The organism is Limnohabitans sp. T6-20, from assembly GCF_003063505.1.
GTDB lineage: Bacteria > Pseudomonadota > Gammaproteobacteria > Burkholderiales > Burkholderiaceae_C > Limnohabitans_A.
Genome location: NZ_NERW01000003.1, coordinates 121,616 through 138,416 on the forward strand (window position 1 = coordinate 121,616; position 16,801 = coordinate 138,416).

A 16,801-nucleotide genomic window follows, 5' to 3' on the forward strand; every position below is an offset into this window, starting at 1 on the left:
GCTCCCTCAACGCGACTGTTGTGGATCTGCGCCCACAATCGGATCGACTTTCACCAAATCGCGCGTAGCCCCATCGGCCACCACACGTCCACGGTCCAAAGCGATCACGCGAGGACACAAAGCCAGCGCCCGTGCGCTGTGCGACACCAAAATCAAGGTCACGCCTTGCAAACGGACCAGCCGCTCGACCAAACGCTTTTCAGATTCGGGGTCCAAACCGTTGGTCGGCTCATCCAGGATCAGCACCTTGGCAGGCACGGCCAAGGCCCTGGCCAGCGCGACCTTTTGCCGCTGACCACCCGACAGGTTGGCTCCGTACTCTTCAACGGGCTGGCTCAGGCTCAGGGTGCCACTGCTCAGCTCCAGGTCCATGCCCGACAGGTAAAGCGCACGCTGCAAGGCTTCGGTGCGCTCCTGCGCTGGGGCATTGGCTGGCAGCGCCGCCAGAATATTGCTCTCCACCGTACCCGCCACCAGCGTGGCCTCTTGCGGCTTGAAGCTCAGCCACTGCGCCCGGCTGTGCAGGCCATGTGCGGCCAGCGCCACATCGTCCACCCGGACCTCGCCCTCGGTGGGCGCAATGGCATGGGCCAGCACGCGTGCCAGCGTGGATTTGCCCGAGCCGGGCCGCCCCATCAGGGCCACGCGCTCACCTGGACGGATGTGCAACGTGATGTCCTTGAGCGCCCAGGACGTGCCGCCGTAGCCATGGGCCAACTGCAACACCTTGATGTCACCTTCAACAGCTCGGGCAGGCTCATCGGCCTGAACAGCGTCTGATGCAGGGGCTTCTTGCAGAAAAGGGTTGAGCGCCTTGAGCGCCTCTTGCAGCTCACGCCAGCGGCCCATCGTCATGAGTGCCATGCCCACGGTTGACAGCGTGCGCCCCGACAACATGGCCGAAGCGATCAATGCCCCCTGCGTGATCTCTTGTGCAAAAACAAGATACGCCCCCAACACCAGCAAACTGACATAACTGGCGGTGTACATGGTCTGGCTGAGCAACATCTGACTCACACCCGCATGGCGCAACAGGGTTTGGTAGTCCCCGTGGTCTTGCGCGACCTGTGCAAACTGCGACTGGAAACGCGGCCCCACATGGCTGGTGCGCAAAGCATCCAGCGACGACAGCGCATCGGCCAGCAAAGCGAATTTGCGTGTTTGCAACTGGCTGGCGTGCTGCCCCATGTGGCGAACCCGTTCTTTTTGCCAAAGCCCGATGGTCACGTACACCGCCGTCCACGCCAGCATCAAGACCAGCAAGGGCCAGGCGATGATGCCCAGCACCAGCCAGAGCAACAACACAAAAGGCAAATCGGCCAAAGCCAGCAAATAGTGCGACGAGAAAAAGTCACGCGAACCGGCCAAGTCGCGGTACAGCGACACAAAGCGTGCCGTCATGCCGGGCTGGCTGCCGGCCCGGCTGGCCGCTTGAAGCAAAGAGCGAAACAGCACCGCATCCACACGTTGGTCGAGCACCTGTGCCAGGCGCTCCACTTGACGCGCCCGCAGGCGACGCAAGCTCAGCTCCAGCGCCAAGAACAGCAACACGCCAATGGCCAAAGCCCAAAGCGTCTCAAAAATGCCGTTGTGCACCACCTTGTCGTACACCAACATCGAGAACAAAGGCAGCGTGAGTGCCCCAAGGTTGATCAACAAGCCCGACAGCGCAAGGCCTTGCCAACGGCCTTGCAGGATTTGGGCAACCCATTGCCAGTAACCCTGTGGACCCGATTGTTGGTGAGGCAAGGCCTGCGGCGTCACATGGATGCAAAAGCCTTCGACTTCTTCACTTGGCCATTCGGCCTGCGTGTTCTGGCCTGCCGCATCATGAGCTCTGATGTGCCACTGGCCTTTGGCATCCAGTGCCAGCCACAAACCAACGGCCAGGGTCGACTTGGCGGGGATACGTGGCTGCAAGTGCAGGGAAAGTCCCATCGAAAGAAGATCCTGCCGCAATTCAGTCAGCGCCGTGTCCATCACCAAAGAAGAAGCGCTCACCCAATCCTGCAGCAAAGACCAAGCCTTGGCAGGAAAGCCGGGCAAGATGCGCTGGCACTGCGCCCAATCCATATCAGAGAAATTGGTCATCATGAAACCCAATTGATCTCAACAGTCCAGCCAGCATCACTCCATGTGGTGCCGCTGCCAGCATTGAACGTCCATCCATCGAGCTTGTCCTGTCCAGCTTTCAAGTTGACGACAAAATCCACCCCGGCCACATTGTTGTCGACCAAAGCCTCGATACCCGCGCTGGTCAATGTGAGATCAGTGGCCTTGCCGTCCTTGGACAAATCCAATACCTCCAGACCTGTGAATTTGGCATCTGGGAAATTCGTGGTGTTGAGTTCCAGGCTACCGGAGCTGCTCATGTACAAAACCAGCGTGTCTTGGCCATCGCCGCCATCCACCAGAAAGTTGGCTGAAGCGAAACCGGCCGAATAATCCAACAAGATCGAGTCATCACCCGCACCGCCAGTCAGTGCGTCATCGGCACCCGCACCACGAGCATCCAGGGTGTCTGCATCACCACCGCCAGACAAATTGTCCACACCCGTACCTGCCACCAGCAAATCATTTCCGTCGTTACCGATCAGTGTGTCGTTGCCATCACTACCGTACAAGGTGTCGCCAACACTCCCACCGACCAATGAATCTGCACCGCCCTCACCGTAAAAAGTCACAGCAGAGGAAGATGCGGTCATGCTGTCTGCAACAACGCTGCCTTTGACCACTTCAATGCTGTCATAGCGACCACTGGTCATGTCAATGCTGATGCCTGAGGCATTGGCTTCTATCGTGTCCGTGCCATCCCCACCGTACACCGAGTCCAGCGTCGTATCAATGTTGCGGAACACGTCGTTGCCACCAGCGCCACTCAAAGATTTCACGCGCGCACCGTCTTGTGCCAGACCGCCAATGATGGTGTCAGCACCTTCGCTGCCCACGATGGCCTGGATGTTCCAGAACGTGTCTCCGATGGCATGCCCGGTGTCGGAATTACCTTGGACATCAATCACCAAGCTTCCTGCCGTGATGTAGCTGGCGACGTTGAGGCCCGCAATACCCGCATCCCCTCCGTCGAGCCGGTCTGCGCCATCGCCGCCAATCAGCGTGTCTGCCCCGGCCCCTCCGTTCAGGCTGTCATTGCCGGCCAAGGCATTGATGAGGTCCGCACCGTCACTGCCCACAATGGCATCTGCCAACGCAGAGGCATTGACGCCTTCAATTTGGCGCAAGGTGATTTGATGCCCACCAATGCTGACCAGTTGATCCGCGCCCAATGCGCCAGGCAAGGTCATGTTAAGTCCGGCATTGAGTGAAGCCGTTAAGTTGCTGAAGTCGGCAATGTCAAAACCGTCGCCTCCGATCAAGGTGTCGTTGCCCGCCGTCGCGATCAATGTGTCTGCGCCAGCGCCACCATCGATCACGTTAGCCGTGCTGCTACCCGTCAGCGTGTCATTGCCGGTGGTGCCGGTCAGGTTGTCGATGTTGGTGAAGGCATAAGTTGCACCAGGCACGCTCGTCAATGAGACATTCAAGCCAGAGTTCCCTGTGTTGCCCAGGAAACTGACCGTGTTGATCTTCCCATCTGCAATGCCCACCGCATCGCTGCCACCATCGAACGCCAACACAGAACCACCCACCTTGGCCAAAAAGGTGTCCGAGCCCGCAGAACCGATCACCTTTTCCACGCGGTCGATCACATCACCTTGGGCCAGATCGGTGTTCAACAAGTTGATTTGAACGCCGCCTGCATGGACCGCGTTCGCATAACTGATCACGTCCTGCCCATCACCACCGTCCAACGAGTCCGCACCGCCACCACTGAACAAGGTGTCGTTGCCCAGACCACCCAACAAGGTGCTGCCGGTATTGGCGGCGTGCAAGGTGTCATTCGCATCACTGCCCTCCAAACCTTCGATGCCCTCGTAGGTATCACCCAGCGCCTCAGCCCCCAGATTGATCGAAGCGTCGGACAAAGAAGCCGTGACTTGCGTGGTGTATTTGACAAAGTCAAGGCCGTCACCGCCGATCAGCGTATCGGCACCCAGCCCCCCCAGCAGCGTGTCATGGCCCAAACCGCCTTCCAGGCGGTTGGCGACGGCGTCACCGATCAACACATCGGCACCCGCACCACCGACCAGATGGGTGAAGTTTTTGATCTTGTCCGTCTCTTGATTGGCCCCTGAACCGATGGACACAGTGATGAAACCGTTCGCATCCGCTGTCGATGACAGATCCACGGTGACACCGGTGCCTGCCGCTCGGTCTGCATAGCTGAGGGTGTTCTGACCCAAACCGCCATCCAGCGTGTCATGGCCCAAACGCCCCTGAACCGTGTCGTCACCTGCTCCACCCAGAATCAGGTTGGCACCAGCATCGCCGTAAAGCGTGTCCTTGCCTTGGGTGCCCAACAGATTTTCAATGCCGTCAAAAGCATCCCCAGACGCCCAACCTGCGCCTGTCACTGCGCCTGACAAGTCGGCGGTCACACCAATGTCTGTGGCCAACAAGTTGCTTTGCTTGCTGTAGTCCACCGTGTCAACGCCCGCACCACCGGAGAGGGTCACGGCATCCACCGATGCGAAAAATACATCGTCACCCGCGCTGCCAATGATCGACTCCACACCGATCAAAGCATCACCTACACCGTCATTGAGTGGGTCTGTAGGACCACGATCCGTGAGCGTCAAGTCAACCGTCACCTTGGCGCTGCTGCTGGCATAACTGACGGTATCGATGCCTGAGCCACCACTCAGGATGTCTGCACCTGCACCGCCCACCAGGGTATCTGCACCGTCGCCGCCTTGCAGGTTATCGTCTCCTGCGCCGCCCAGAATCGAGTCGTTGCCGACCATGCCCAGCAAAGTGTTGGCACTGTCGTTGCCCACCAGAATGTCGTTGGCGCTGCCGCCCGTCAGGTTTTCAATCGACCGAAAGTCCTGGCTGCTGCCATCGGCCACCGTGCCCAACTTGGTCAACAAGTTCGCATTCACAGCGACGCTGACGCCCGAATACACCACGGTGTCTGTGCCGGTGCCGCCTTCGAGTGTGTCATGTCCTTTGCTGAAAATCAGCGTGTCGTCGCCGCCTTTGCCTTGCAGCCAGTTGTCCCTGTCGTTGCCTTGCAGGTCGTCGGCATACGCAGAACCGGTCAGGTTTTCGATGCTTTGGTACGTATCGCCCGCCGCATCACCCAGCGTGCCGCCAGTGGCCAGGCTGGCTTTGACGGCGGTGGCTGCACCTTCATAAGAGACGGTGTCTGTGCCATCCACACCATTGAGGCTGTCGGCACCGCCCACATAGGCATTGGCCTCGTCCCCGGCTTTGGCCAGAAAGCTGTCGTCGTAGGCCGTGCCCAGGGCGTTTTCAATGCTGTCGTAAACGCCAATGTTCACATTGACCAAGCCCGAGGTGCGGTCGCTGAAGTCGACCCAATCGCTGCCTTCGCCGCCTTGCAGACTGTCTGTGCCCCCGCCCCCCGTGAGCGTGTCATCTCCCGCGCCACCGATCAAGGTGTCGTCGGCCAAACCGCCCTTCAAAACGTCATTGCCAGTGCCCCCATTCAAAGACAAGCCCGTGGTGTAAGCACTGCCATCGAGCGTGTCGTTGCCAGCCGTGCCCAACACGGCTTCCATGCTGGCAAATTGACTGCTCGTCAGTTCAAGGCGAATGCTGCTTTGCGCATTGGGCTGTGCAGACAAGTCAATCGTGTCCCGGCCCTCGCCGCCGACCAAGCTGTCATGGGTCAAGTCCAGCCCTTTGAACACGTCATCGCCCGCGCCACCGCGCAGACTACGGATCGTGCTGTGACCACCGACCACGGTGTCGTCTTTGGCAGAGCCTTCAAGGATTTCAAGACTGGTGTACACATCGCCTTGTGCGTAGTCCGTGCTGTTGCTGGTGTTTTGCAAGTCAATCAACAAGCCGGTCCGGGTTGCCGTTCCTTGATAGTCGGCATAACTGAGCACATCGGTGCCGTCGCCACCCACCAGGCTGTCGCCTCCAGCGCCACCCAGCAAGGTGTCATCGCCTGTGCCGCCCTGCAAGGTGTCGACGCCCGCACCGCCAACCAACACGTCGTGACCAGCGCGTCCGTCAAGAACGGCCCCTGCGTTGGCAGCCGTCAACTGATCGTTGAACTCGCTGCCCATCAGGCCTTCGATGCTGACAAAGCCCACGCCCCCGTTGCTGGCAGGCGCTGCAGCCAAGGACACGATCACCCCGGCGGTCGAAGCCTCATAACTGACGAAGTCCGTGCCCTCACCGCCATCGAGCGTGTCGGCACCACCGCCCCCCACCAGGGTGTCGTTACCGGCCAGGCCCTTGAGGACGTTGGCATGGGTGTCGCCTATCAATCGGTCTGCGTACGCAGAACCCGTCAGGTTTTCAATGCTCACATATTGGTCGCCTGCGGCCTCTTGCCCTGCGTTGGCAGAAGGGTCCAGCAGCGATGCCGTCACACCTGAAGTGGCTTTTTTGTAGCTGGCCGTGTCTTTGCCGCTGCCGCCGTCCAGCGTGTCGGCACCCAGGCCCCCTTCGAGCACGTCATCGCCGTGCCAGGCCACCATATTGTCTGCAGCGGCTGTGCCCTGAATGTCGTAGCTGTAGCCGTTGGAAGCCAACACAAAAATCGGATCGCCCGTGCTGTTCAGGCTGCGGGTCTGCTCGTTGTACTCGCTGTACAAGAACGTCAAGGTCTTGCCGCCCCTGTCCAACTCGGCTGTGCCGTTGTAGTACTTGGCAGCGATTTGAAAATAAGTCTGGTTTTGCTCGGGTGCAGCAGCGACATCCCAGCTGAGCTTCAACACGGCCGTGGCAGCTGCGGGTGTGAGGTTGTCGATGGTGATGGTGGCGCCAGCGGTCACCGCTTGGCCATTGATCTTCAGCCCGACGGGTATGCCTTGGGCATCGGCCGCAATGGTCAAGACCAACTTCGTGGCCGACGACAGCTGTGCCAGCTTGAGCAAACCATAAGCGGTGGTGTCTGTGGCTTGCCCCCAGTCTGCATGGACGGCCGTGCTGCTGGCGCCCGCCACCATCTTGACCGGCAAAGGGGTGTCTGCACGGACATTGGTGAAAATCAACTTGTCAAACGATTGCCCTGGTGCAGCAAAATCGACGTTGGTGATCTTGAATTGGTCGTATGGCACCCAAGAGGCTGACACAGCGGTTTCCACCTGACCCGTGTTGGTGCTCGTGTTGTCTTGTTTCTTGACATCACTAGGCGCAGCAGCAGGTTGCAGCACCACAGGCTCGGCCACGCTGTCTGAAATGCGCAAGGGTTTGACGGGTTGGCTGTCTTCGCGCACCGGGTTGTCCGACAGTCTGGCGTTTTGCAAGGACTGGATGAGTTGCGAGATTTCTTCTTGCACGGGGCCGGTCTGGGCATCGTCTTCGCCCTTGCCCAGGTTCAGACCCTGCCCGCCGGGGGCTTCTGATTTGCCCAGCTTCACCTCGGTGGAGCTGAGTCGAAAACTCGCAGCATCCGAAGGCTTCATCACACCGACTTTTTGGAGCAAGTCGGACAACAGCAAGCTGCCACCACCGCCAAAAACCACTTTTTGCGTCGCATTGGTGGTTGCCAGAAAAGCGCCCTCGCGCAACAAGATGCCCTCGCCATTGCCCAACACAATGAGCATGTCCAGGTCCAGCACCTGAACGGATTTCACATCGGTTTGCGAAACGGGCAATGTAAAAACCGCACTGCCGTTTTGCGTCTGGCTGTCCACCACTTTCACCGATCGCAACCCTTCCGTCGCTTTAGCGGACGGTTGAGCTGAGGCATCAGCAGGCAAAGCCGTGATGTTGGCCTGCGCCAACAAAACGGGTGAAGTGGAGGTAACGGATGTAGCCATGTTGTTCTATTCCCTGGGTCAGACTGAACGCTGTGTTGACGGGCTCGGTTTAACGCTTGCCGTCAGCTTCCGTCCCGCGCAGCTGCTCTGTCAGCATGATGAGGTGCCGCTCGTGCTGGGCACCTTGTTCGTGGTGCAAAGATTCAATGCGCTCAATCAGACGGGTCAGGATTTCACCTTCGTCCCGCACTGCGTTGGCCAGTTGGGTGTTCTGCGTGCCTTCGTTGTCGCGCATGCGAACCAAATGTTCCTGGTGTTCTCGGATCACGCGATCAAGCCCCCCAAAGCTGCCACCCAAAGTCTGGATGGCCTGCTGGACACCTCGCTGTTGGTCGGCCATGGCCGAGCGCAACTGCAACACTTCAAGCGCCGTTTGGTCCTGCCGTTGCAAAACTTCCGCTTGCTGGGCCAAGCTTTTGCTGAACTGCGTGTAGCTGGCCTCCATGATTTGCAGGGCCGATTCCATGCGGTTTTGCTGAGTGACCAAAGCCGACACCACGGTGTTCTCTCGGTACGCAGCAGGTGTGACTTCCTTGGCGATCTCGCGCACAGCCATCACGACCTGCTGCAAGCTGTCCAAACTGGCCTGTTGGCGTTCTTGGCTTTGCTGCAAGCTGTCGTTGACCCGACTCCACAGCTCGACTTCGTTGCGCTCAATCTTGACGGACAGCTGCCCGATGGAGCTGATGAGGTCGCGCACACGGCGTTCGGATTGGTCCAGCGAGACCACCAAGGCTTTCAGGATGGGTGACTGTTCGGCCACCGCATTCAGGCTGGAAGCGATTTGGTCGTTTTGGCTGCCGGTCTCGCCATGGGCCGAGAAATCGGTCAGGTAAACCAAGCGCGAGTGCATGGCCCCCACCAACTCACTGGCGCAACGCTTGACACCCACCATGAGCACGCTCATGACCAAGGAGCCCAACACACCAAACAAGGAAGCGCTGAACGCAACACCCATGGACTTCATGGGTGAACTCAACCGGTCAACCAAGGTGCGAACCGCTGCGGAGGCGTTACCCGATTCGACCATCGTGAACGCAGAAATCAATTTGCCGATTTCTTCGAGCGCCCCCAACAAACCGATGAAAGTGCCCAACAGGCCCAAACCCACCATGGCGCCAGACAAGAACTGGGGCAAATACAGGCGCATGTTTTGACGCGCCTCGAAACGGTGAACCTCGGCCTCCAGCGCCGCATGCTGCACATCGCTGATGGGTGCGTGCTGGGTTTCGGCCAGCAACTCCAGCACGTTACTGACATCAAAACGTTCGCCAGTGACCATCTCACGCAAGATGTCAGGGCTGGCGCCTTCGCGCGCAGCCACGAAGAACTTTTGCACAAAATTGCCTTCACGGTTCATGCGGTGCACGGCGTGCATCATCATGGCGCCGCCACCGGCCATCAGGACGAAGATCAGGTAGTTGATCTGGGGATGTGGGTTGCCTCGCATCGTGCCAGCGACCACGTCGTAAAACGCAGCAAAGCCGAGCAAGACAAAAAGAATCGGAATACCGACAAAAAAGTAATAGGGCTTCAGGCGTTTCATGCGGACCTCTCTTGCTTGCAGTTCACAAAATCGTTCAAAAAAACAGACACAACACACGGCGTCATCGGGGGATTCATGAGGGCTCCCTCAAGGCTTGTTGGGCAAACCGGGTCAGGGGCGACAACACGTAGCTCAAGACGCTGCGCTGCCCCGCCACGATGTCGGCGTGGGCCGTCATGCCCGGCAAAATGATCTGGTCGGCCAAAGCGCCACGGGCCTGGCCAGTCTGGATCACCACGCGGTAGTAGCGCTGGCCTTTTTCGTCGGCGAGGGTGTCGGCGCTGACCTCTTGCACCTGCCCCTCCAGCGCGCCAAAGATGGCGTAGTCATAAGCACCAATCAAGACACGCGTGGGCAAACCGGGGCGCAATTTGGCTCGGTCGTCGGGGCGCACACGGGCCTCGACCGCCAAGGGGCCTTCGCTGGGGGTGATTTCGAGTACCACCTCGCCAGGGCGCACCACGCCACCCAAGGTGTTGAAGTTCAACTTGTTGACAAAGCCCGTCAAGGGTGCGCGCACCTCGTTGCGGGCCAATCGATCGCTGTCGTTGGTGATGTTCAACTCAAAGCGGTTGATTTCGGCACTGATTTGCGCCAGTTCTGCACGGGCTTCGGCCCTGAAGCGGGAAGTCGACTCGTTCAGGCGCGAGGCATGTTCGGCGATCGCCGCCTGCAAACGTGGAATGGAACTGCTGACATCGCCCTGCGTGGTGGTCAGCCGCTGCAAGCGGCCTTGCGCATCCAGCCACTCCAGCTGGGATGCGGCCCCTTTACGGTACAGGCCTTCCATCACACCCAACTGTTTGCGCGCAACATCGACTTCGGTGGCCAAGTTCTTGACCCGGTTCTGGGCTTCTGCCAGCTCGGACTGGCGCTGGTTGATTTGCTGGCGCAAGGCACTTTGTTCGGCCCGGATTTTTTCACCGCGCTCACGGAAAGCGGCGCGCTCCAGGTCTTTTTGCGGCTCCGGGATGTCGGCCGAAAAAGCGGGGGCTGCGGCACCTTCGGCCTCGGCTTTCAGGCGTGCCTGTTGAGCCTTCAGCACATCAACCCGATTGCGGCCCTGCTGAACATCGGTGTTGGCTTGTGAACTCGACAAGCTCAACAACACATCGCCCGCCTTGACGCTTTGGCCTTCGCGCACCCGGATGTCGCGCACGATGCCCCCTTCCAGGTGCTGCACCAATTGCGCACGCGTGGAAGGAATGATGCGCCCTTCGGCCCGCACCACCTTGTCCACAGGTGCCAACGCAGCCCATACCACGATCACCACGACCAAGGCCAATATCACCTTCAGGAAACGCTGGTCCCGACGTTCGGACAAGGACTGACGCCATGTCGCCTCATCAGGCGGCTTGCGCAGCATTTGCCAAAGTTGTTTCAGTTGCATGCCCAGGCCTTCAAGGTGCGGGATTGACCGTGACACGGGCACTGTCGGCGGCAGCCTGCGCGCTCTCGACCACGCGCATGTTGATCAACTCGCCGGGCACACCGTTTTGAATCAGGACATTGCGCACCGCCACCGCTCTGTAATAGCCCAGACGGGCTGACTCGCTGAAGCCCTTGGGCGAGATGACTGTGATCTGCCAGCGGGTGGTCTTGGGAGGGCCATAGGCCTCCAGGCGCGTCATCACATCTTTGGCTTCTTCGGGCGACAAGGTCACCACCTTGGGGTCAAAGTTGACGATCAAACCTGCGCCGACCGTGCTCATGCTGGACTGCCCCTTTTCGTCCTTCATCACTTCCTGACGCGCATTCACCACATCCATTTTGGGGGTGGTGTTGGCCACATTGCTGCGGTTGGGCGAGCCACTGGAGCTGGAAGATGCCGACTGCTGCAGCGCCTGCAACTCTTGCTTGAGCTTGGCGTTTTCTTTCTGCAAGGCCTTCATGTCCTCGGTGGCGGCTTTGGATGTTTTTTCACTGCTGGATTGCGAAACCACAGGCGCATCGCCCGGCTGAGGCTTGCCCTTGGTGGTTTCTTCCAGCACAAAGCTCAAAATCACGATGCACATCACCGCGATCACAAACAGCAAATTGATCGCCAGGTTGGAGATGGCGTCCACATACCCCGGCCAGAAGATGTCGGAAGCGTCGTTGGATTCAGAGGAGCCAGCCATGGGTGAGCCTTTTTATTTTTTGAAAATCGGGTCAGACGAAGGAACGTCCTGCACCAGCACCCGTGCCTGTTCGCGGATGCTGGCCAGTTGCCCCATGTGACGCAGCAACTGCGCTTGCGCCAGCATTTGCTGACCAAGGGACTGGGTCAGTTTGTTGCGGGCCTGATAAAGCCGATCGCTCGCATCCAGGGCTTCCAGCATGGAGCCGATGCGTCCGGCCTTGAGCTGTTCGCGCACCGCCTCGGTCACGCGCAATGCAGACTCCTGCTCTTGCTGGCCCAAATTGATGCGCAAGGTGGTGGCCTGCAACAAGGCAAAGTCGGTGTCCACAGATTGCGTGATGCGCTGCTCGTTTTGTGCCAGCTTGTTTTGCAGTTCGTTCAAGTCGGCAGCGGCTTCCTTGCCCGCAAAATACTCCTTGCCGCCTACAGAAAACGCCCAGTTGAAAACCACCAAGGCCCGCTTGTCCTGGCGCTTGCCCAGCACACCGCCGTTGTTGGTGGACCGGTCATCCTCCAGGCTTGCCACCACGGTGGGCAAAGCCCTGCCGTATTGGGCACGCATTTGAGACTGCTGGGCTTCGACTTCGGCGCGCAGTGCACCGATTTCGGCGTTTTCACGCAGGGCCACCTCGCGCATTTCGGCTTGCGTGCGCGGCAAAGGGGGCAGCTGGTTGAGAAAAGGCAGGCTCAGCGTTTTGGGCGTGAAACCCAAGAGACGCTCGGCTTCGAGCAAGGCCGACTTGTAACCAGCTTGCTGTTCCAGGCGACTTTGGCGTGCGGCCAACACGCGTGAGCGGGCACGCTCCAGATCGGCCTGGCTGCTGGCGCCCGACTGGGTTCGCTGGTCCTGGTATTTCAAGATACCGGACAGGTTGTCCAGCAACTCGTCTGAAAACGCCACGGTGACACGGGCGGTGACCAGATTGACAACCGCCTGCACCAAGCTCATGGACACCTCGGCCTCGCTGGCCTGGCTGCGCAGCAAAGCGGCATTCAAGGTGCCCTGACTGGCGCGAAAACTTTCGATCGCCGGGTAGTTGAACAAGGGCTGCGTCAAGCGAAAGGAGGTGTTGCGGTAATCGTGCTTGCTGTTCGTCAGCGACGCACTGTCTGTCGTTTCCTTGCCGTCCGCATACCGACTGGAAAACGTGGGCAACAGGTCTGCCCGAGTCTTGGACAGTCTTTGGCGAGCGCTTTCGTGTCGGGCCTTGATCGCCTTGAGCTCTGGGCTGAAATCCAGTCCCACGCCCACCAGATCGGGCAAAGCGAACGTGGTTTGCTGAAGTTCGGCCTCGCCCTTGCGAGGGGCAGACACGCCCAAACCACCTTCGGGCTCGGGCAGGTCAATTTGGGCTTGTCCCATCAGCTGCGCAAAAGTCACGCTTTGGCGCGAAAAGTCGGGCGTCGACAAATTGGACTTGGGCTGCGCCTGCACAGGGCGGCGAATGAGCGTTGGAGCCTCCAGCGGGCCCAATTCGGGCAGGCTCAAATGGGCAGCGCGCAAAGCAGGCTTGGCGGCACCCTGGCGCTGATCTGCAGGGCGAGGCAACAAGGGCTTGAGCGCCACGGGCAATTCATGGCCAAGGCTGGTGGCCCTGTCGGATGGCTTGGTCTGGTCTGCCGTGACCTGATCCACCAACGCGCGCGTGGCGGCTCTCTGGCGCTCAATTTCAGCCGCTGTATTCGCGCCCTGATTTTGGCCCTGAGCCAAGACGGGAGACAGGTACGCAAGCCACATTGCAAGCACCAGGCGAGTCGCATACAAGGTCATGGATTGGGGTGCAGGGTAAGGGTTGTTTTTCATGAATCAGCGCTCACGCAAGGCTTCTCGGGCCCGCAAAACAGGCTTGAACACATAGGACAACACCGACTTCTGGCCGGTCTTGATGTCGACTTGGGCCAGCATGCCGGGAATGATGGGAAGGCTCTTGCCGTCCGGCGTTTTGAGGGCGGCGGCATCGGTGCGCACCAGCGCCCGGTAATAGGTTTCGTCGCGCCGAACTTCGTCGCGCAAGGTGTCCGGACTGATTTGCACCAGCTTGGCGGGCAACCAGCCATAAATGGCCGAGTCGTAGGCCGTGACTTTGACGATGGCTTCCATGCCGGGGCGCAAGAATGCGATGTCAGAGGGGCGAATGCGGGTTTCGATCAGCAGGCTGTCGTCCATGGGAATGATTTCCAGCAAATCCTGACCCGGCTGAATGACGCCGCCCACGGTGTTGATGCGGATGTTCTTGACCACGCCACGTTTGGGTGCCCGCAGCACCGTGCGGCGAAAGCTGTCTTCGCGGGATGTCAGGCCAGCACGCTGGCCCGCCAATTCGGACTCGACACGCGCCAGCTCGGCGGCCGCATCGGCGCGGAACTTACCGGACAGCTCGGACAAACGACCTTTGGCCTCGGCAATGGTCCGCTTGATGCGCAAGACATCCACATCCGACACATAACCCCCGGCGGCCATGGGTTCGGTGATGCGCAACTCGTCATTGGCCAAGCGCAGGGCTTGCTGCTGCGCACCCAAGCTGGCTTCAAGGCTGCGGCGACGCGCATCGAAGGTGTCTCGCTCATTGCGGGTCAACTCGGGCGCTCGGCGTTGCAGGTCGGCCGGAAATGCCAATGCACTGCCCTGCGATTCGGCACGCAAACGCGATGCCGCAGCCAACAAAGCATCCACTTTGGATTGACCTTCCTTGACACTGGCACCTTGGCGTACATCGTCGATGCGCAGCAAGGCTTGATCCAGCTCGACGGTATCGCCTTCGCTGACCATGATTTCGGCCAGAATGCCCGACTCCAGACTCTGAATGACTTGCTCTCGGCTGGTCGGAATCACCTTGCCGCTGCCGGTGGTCACCTCTTCGAGTTGTGCCCACGAAGCCCACAGCACAAAAACGATCAACACCAGCGCCATCGAATACAAGCCCCAACGCAAAACAGGTTGGCGCTCGCGCAAAGTGGCGGCGTACACATCGTCCACCAGGTCGAAGTCGGCCTGGGATTGGTTTTCGTGGCGAAGGCGCATGATTTTTTGCATCAGCGCCTGTTTGTCGCCATCTGTGCTTGACTGGGGCGCAGACACGCGTGGGGCATTCATGCTGCACCTCCGTTGGCCACGCGCTTGATGCGGCCTTCCTTGACCGCTTGCAAGACGGCATCACGCGGGCCATCGGCCAGCATCTGTCCACCATCGAGCAGCACGATGCGGCTGACCAAACTCAAAGGGCCCGGACGGTGCGTGGCCAACACCACGGTCTTGCCTTGCAATTCCGGCTGCAAGGCTTCCAGCAGCCGCTGCTCGCCTGCGGCATCGAATGCACTGGTGGGCTCGTCCAGCAAGATCACCGGGGCATCGGCCAGCAAAGCCCGCGCCAGCGCCACCATCTGCCGCTGACCGCCAGACAAGCTGGTGCCGTTTTCACCCAAGGGCATGTCCAGCCCCATGGGGTGTGTGGCCACCCAGCTCACCATGCCCGTCAAGCGCAAAACATGCTGCAAACGATCGTCGCTGACGTGGGGGGCGGCCATGAGCAAGTTGTCTCGCAGACTGGCCCTGAAAAGCACCGGGTCTTGCCCGACCCAGGCGATCTGGGCACGCAGGTCTGCGGGCGAGATTTGGGCCATGTCCAGGCCATCGAGCAAGACTTGCCCTGTTTCTGAGGGGTACAGCCAGGCCATCACCTTGAGCAAAGTCGACTTGCCGCTGCCCACGGGCCCCATGACGGCCACGTGTTCACCGGGTGCCACCGACAGGCTGCCGATTTGCAGCACTTGCCGCTGGGTGTGGGGATAGCTGAATTGAAGCTGCTGAACCGTGAGTTCACCCTGGGCACGCGACAGGCCAAGGTAAGTCCGGTCAGGCGTGTATTGCCCTTCCAGCTTCATGATGCGGTCCATGGTCTTGAATGCGCCCAGCGCATGCTGGTAACGGGTGAGCAAGCCCGCGACCTGGCCCAGTGGACCCAACGCACGGCCCGCCAAAATCGTGCAACCGATCAAGGCACCCACCGACATGCGGCCTTCCAGAATCAGATACACACCCCAAACAATCATGGCGTTGTTGCAGGTTTGCTGAACGAACTGTGTGAAGTTGAGCGTGATGGCCGAGGCCAAGCGACTGCCCATGGCGCTGCGGGCGGTGGTGGCGCTCAGGCGCTCCCATCGCCCTTGCAATCGGGGCTCTGCGCCCATGGCCCGGATTTGCTCCAGCCGCTCCAGAGACTCGACCATGAAACCGAGTTTTTGGGCGCTTTCATATTGGTAACGCTCAATCGATTCACGGATGGGCCATTGCGACATCCAACCCGCCACCAGCACCAACAAAGCGCCCACGATGGGCACCCAAACCAGCGGCCCGCCGAGCAAGCCGATCACGAGCAGGAACAAAAAGATGAAAGGCACATCGCTGAACGCCACCAGCGTGGTGGAGCTGACGAAGTCACGCACCGACTCGAAGTCTCGCAATTGCCCGGCAAACTGGCCACTGGAACCGGGACGGTCCTGTGCACGCAAATTGAGGATGTGCCGGAACAAGCGCGCCGACAAAAGCAGATCGGCTTTTTTGCCAGCCACATCCACCAGATAACCGCGCAAGGTGCGCAAACCCAACTCCAGCAAGCCCGCCAATGAAACGCCAATGGCCAACACCCACAGGGAATGCAAGGCCGCATTCGGAATCACGCGGTCGTACACGTTCATCGAGAACATGGAGGTGGCCAGCGCCAGCAGGTTGATCATCACCGCTGCCAGGGTGCTGTCCAGGTAGTAAGTGCGCAAGGTCGTGAAAACGCTCCAGAACCAGTGCGCAGCGTGTTGCGGTGGGTCTTCATGCGCATCCGCCTTCATGGGTGCACTGTCACGCGACGCAACCAAACGGGCCTGCAAGCTCCAGCCTGCCCAATCCACCTGCCATTGCGCCGTGTCGCGCCAAACCGCCGAGGTGCCAGCTTGCGCAGACACCAGCGCATGGCAAGCGTCGCCCTGACGCTCCAGCAGCAAGGCAGCACCTTCGGTGTTCAGCCCCACCACAACGGGTCCCATGCGCGCATCAAAATGCTCGGGGGCCAAGTGGCCGATTCGGGCCTCCAGGCCATGACGCGCCAGCACTTGTGCGACCGCCATGAGTGTGAGCGGTGCCTCGCCAAACTGGGCGCTTTGCGCCTGCAACTCACGCGCAGACACCCTCACCCCCAAGCGCAATGCCAAGGCGCTGAGCACGTCATAGACCTGTGGAGCCAGGCTCATGCTCGGACCTTTGGGAGCCAGTGTGTGCAT

At 59.9% G+C, this 16,801-nt stretch carries 8 protein-coding genes; all 8 read right to left on the reverse strand.

What is annotated here, in order from left to right; genetic code table 11:
* Window positions 1-6: 6 nt before the first annotated feature.
* The gene (locus tag B9Z33_RS11545; protein ID WP_108287194.1) at window positions 7-2,094 is read right to left on the reverse strand and encodes a peptidase domain-containing ABC transporter; all 2,088 of its coding nucleotides are present in this window, start codon (window positions 2,092-2,094) and stop codon (window positions 7-9) included.
* Window positions 2,091-7,862 (reverse strand): calcium-binding protein, encoded by a 5,772-nt coding sequence (locus B9Z33_RS11550; protein ID WP_108287195.1) that lies wholly within the window; start codon window positions 7,860-7,862, stop codon window positions 2,091-2,093. Before B9Z33_RS11550 ends, B9Z33_RS11545 begins: the two co-directional genes overlap by 4 nt.
* 49 nt (window positions 7,863-7,911) lie before the next feature.
* Window positions 7,912-9,408, reverse strand: a complete 1,497-nt coding sequence (locus tag B9Z33_RS11555; protein WP_108287196.1) for a hypothetical protein — start codon at window positions 9,406-9,408, stop codon at window positions 7,912-7,914.
* 73 nt (window positions 9,409-9,481) lie between these two features.
* The gene (locus tag B9Z33_RS11560; protein ID WP_108287197.1) at window positions 9,482-10,798 is read right to left on the reverse strand and encodes an HlyD family type I secretion periplasmic adaptor subunit; all 1,317 of its coding nucleotides are present in this window, start codon (window positions 10,796-10,798) and stop codon (window positions 9,482-9,484) included.
* A 10-nt stretch (window positions 10,799-10,808) separates the two neighbouring features.
* Window positions 10,809-11,528, reverse strand: a complete 720-nt coding sequence (locus tag B9Z33_RS11565) for a hypothetical protein (protein ID WP_108287198.1) — start codon at window positions 11,526-11,528, stop codon at window positions 10,809-10,811.
* Window positions 11,529-11,540: 12 nt separating this feature from the next.
* Window positions 11,541-13,334, reverse strand: coding sequence for a TolC family protein (locus B9Z33_RS11570; RefSeq protein ID WP_108287199.1), 1,794 nt, complete (start codon window positions 13,332-13,334; stop codon window positions 11,541-11,543).
* Between the two features lie 3 nt (window positions 13,335-13,337).
* Entirely contained in the window at window positions 13,338-14,624 is a 1,287-nt protein-coding gene (locus B9Z33_RS11575) for an HlyD family efflux transporter periplasmic adaptor subunit (protein WP_108287200.1), read from the reverse strand.
* Window positions 14,621-16,801, reverse strand: coding sequence for a type I secretion system permease/ATPase (locus B9Z33_RS11580; protein ID WP_108287201.1), 2,181 nt, complete (start codon window positions 16,799-16,801; stop codon window positions 14,621-14,623). Before B9Z33_RS11580 ends, B9Z33_RS11575 begins: the two co-directional genes overlap by 4 nt.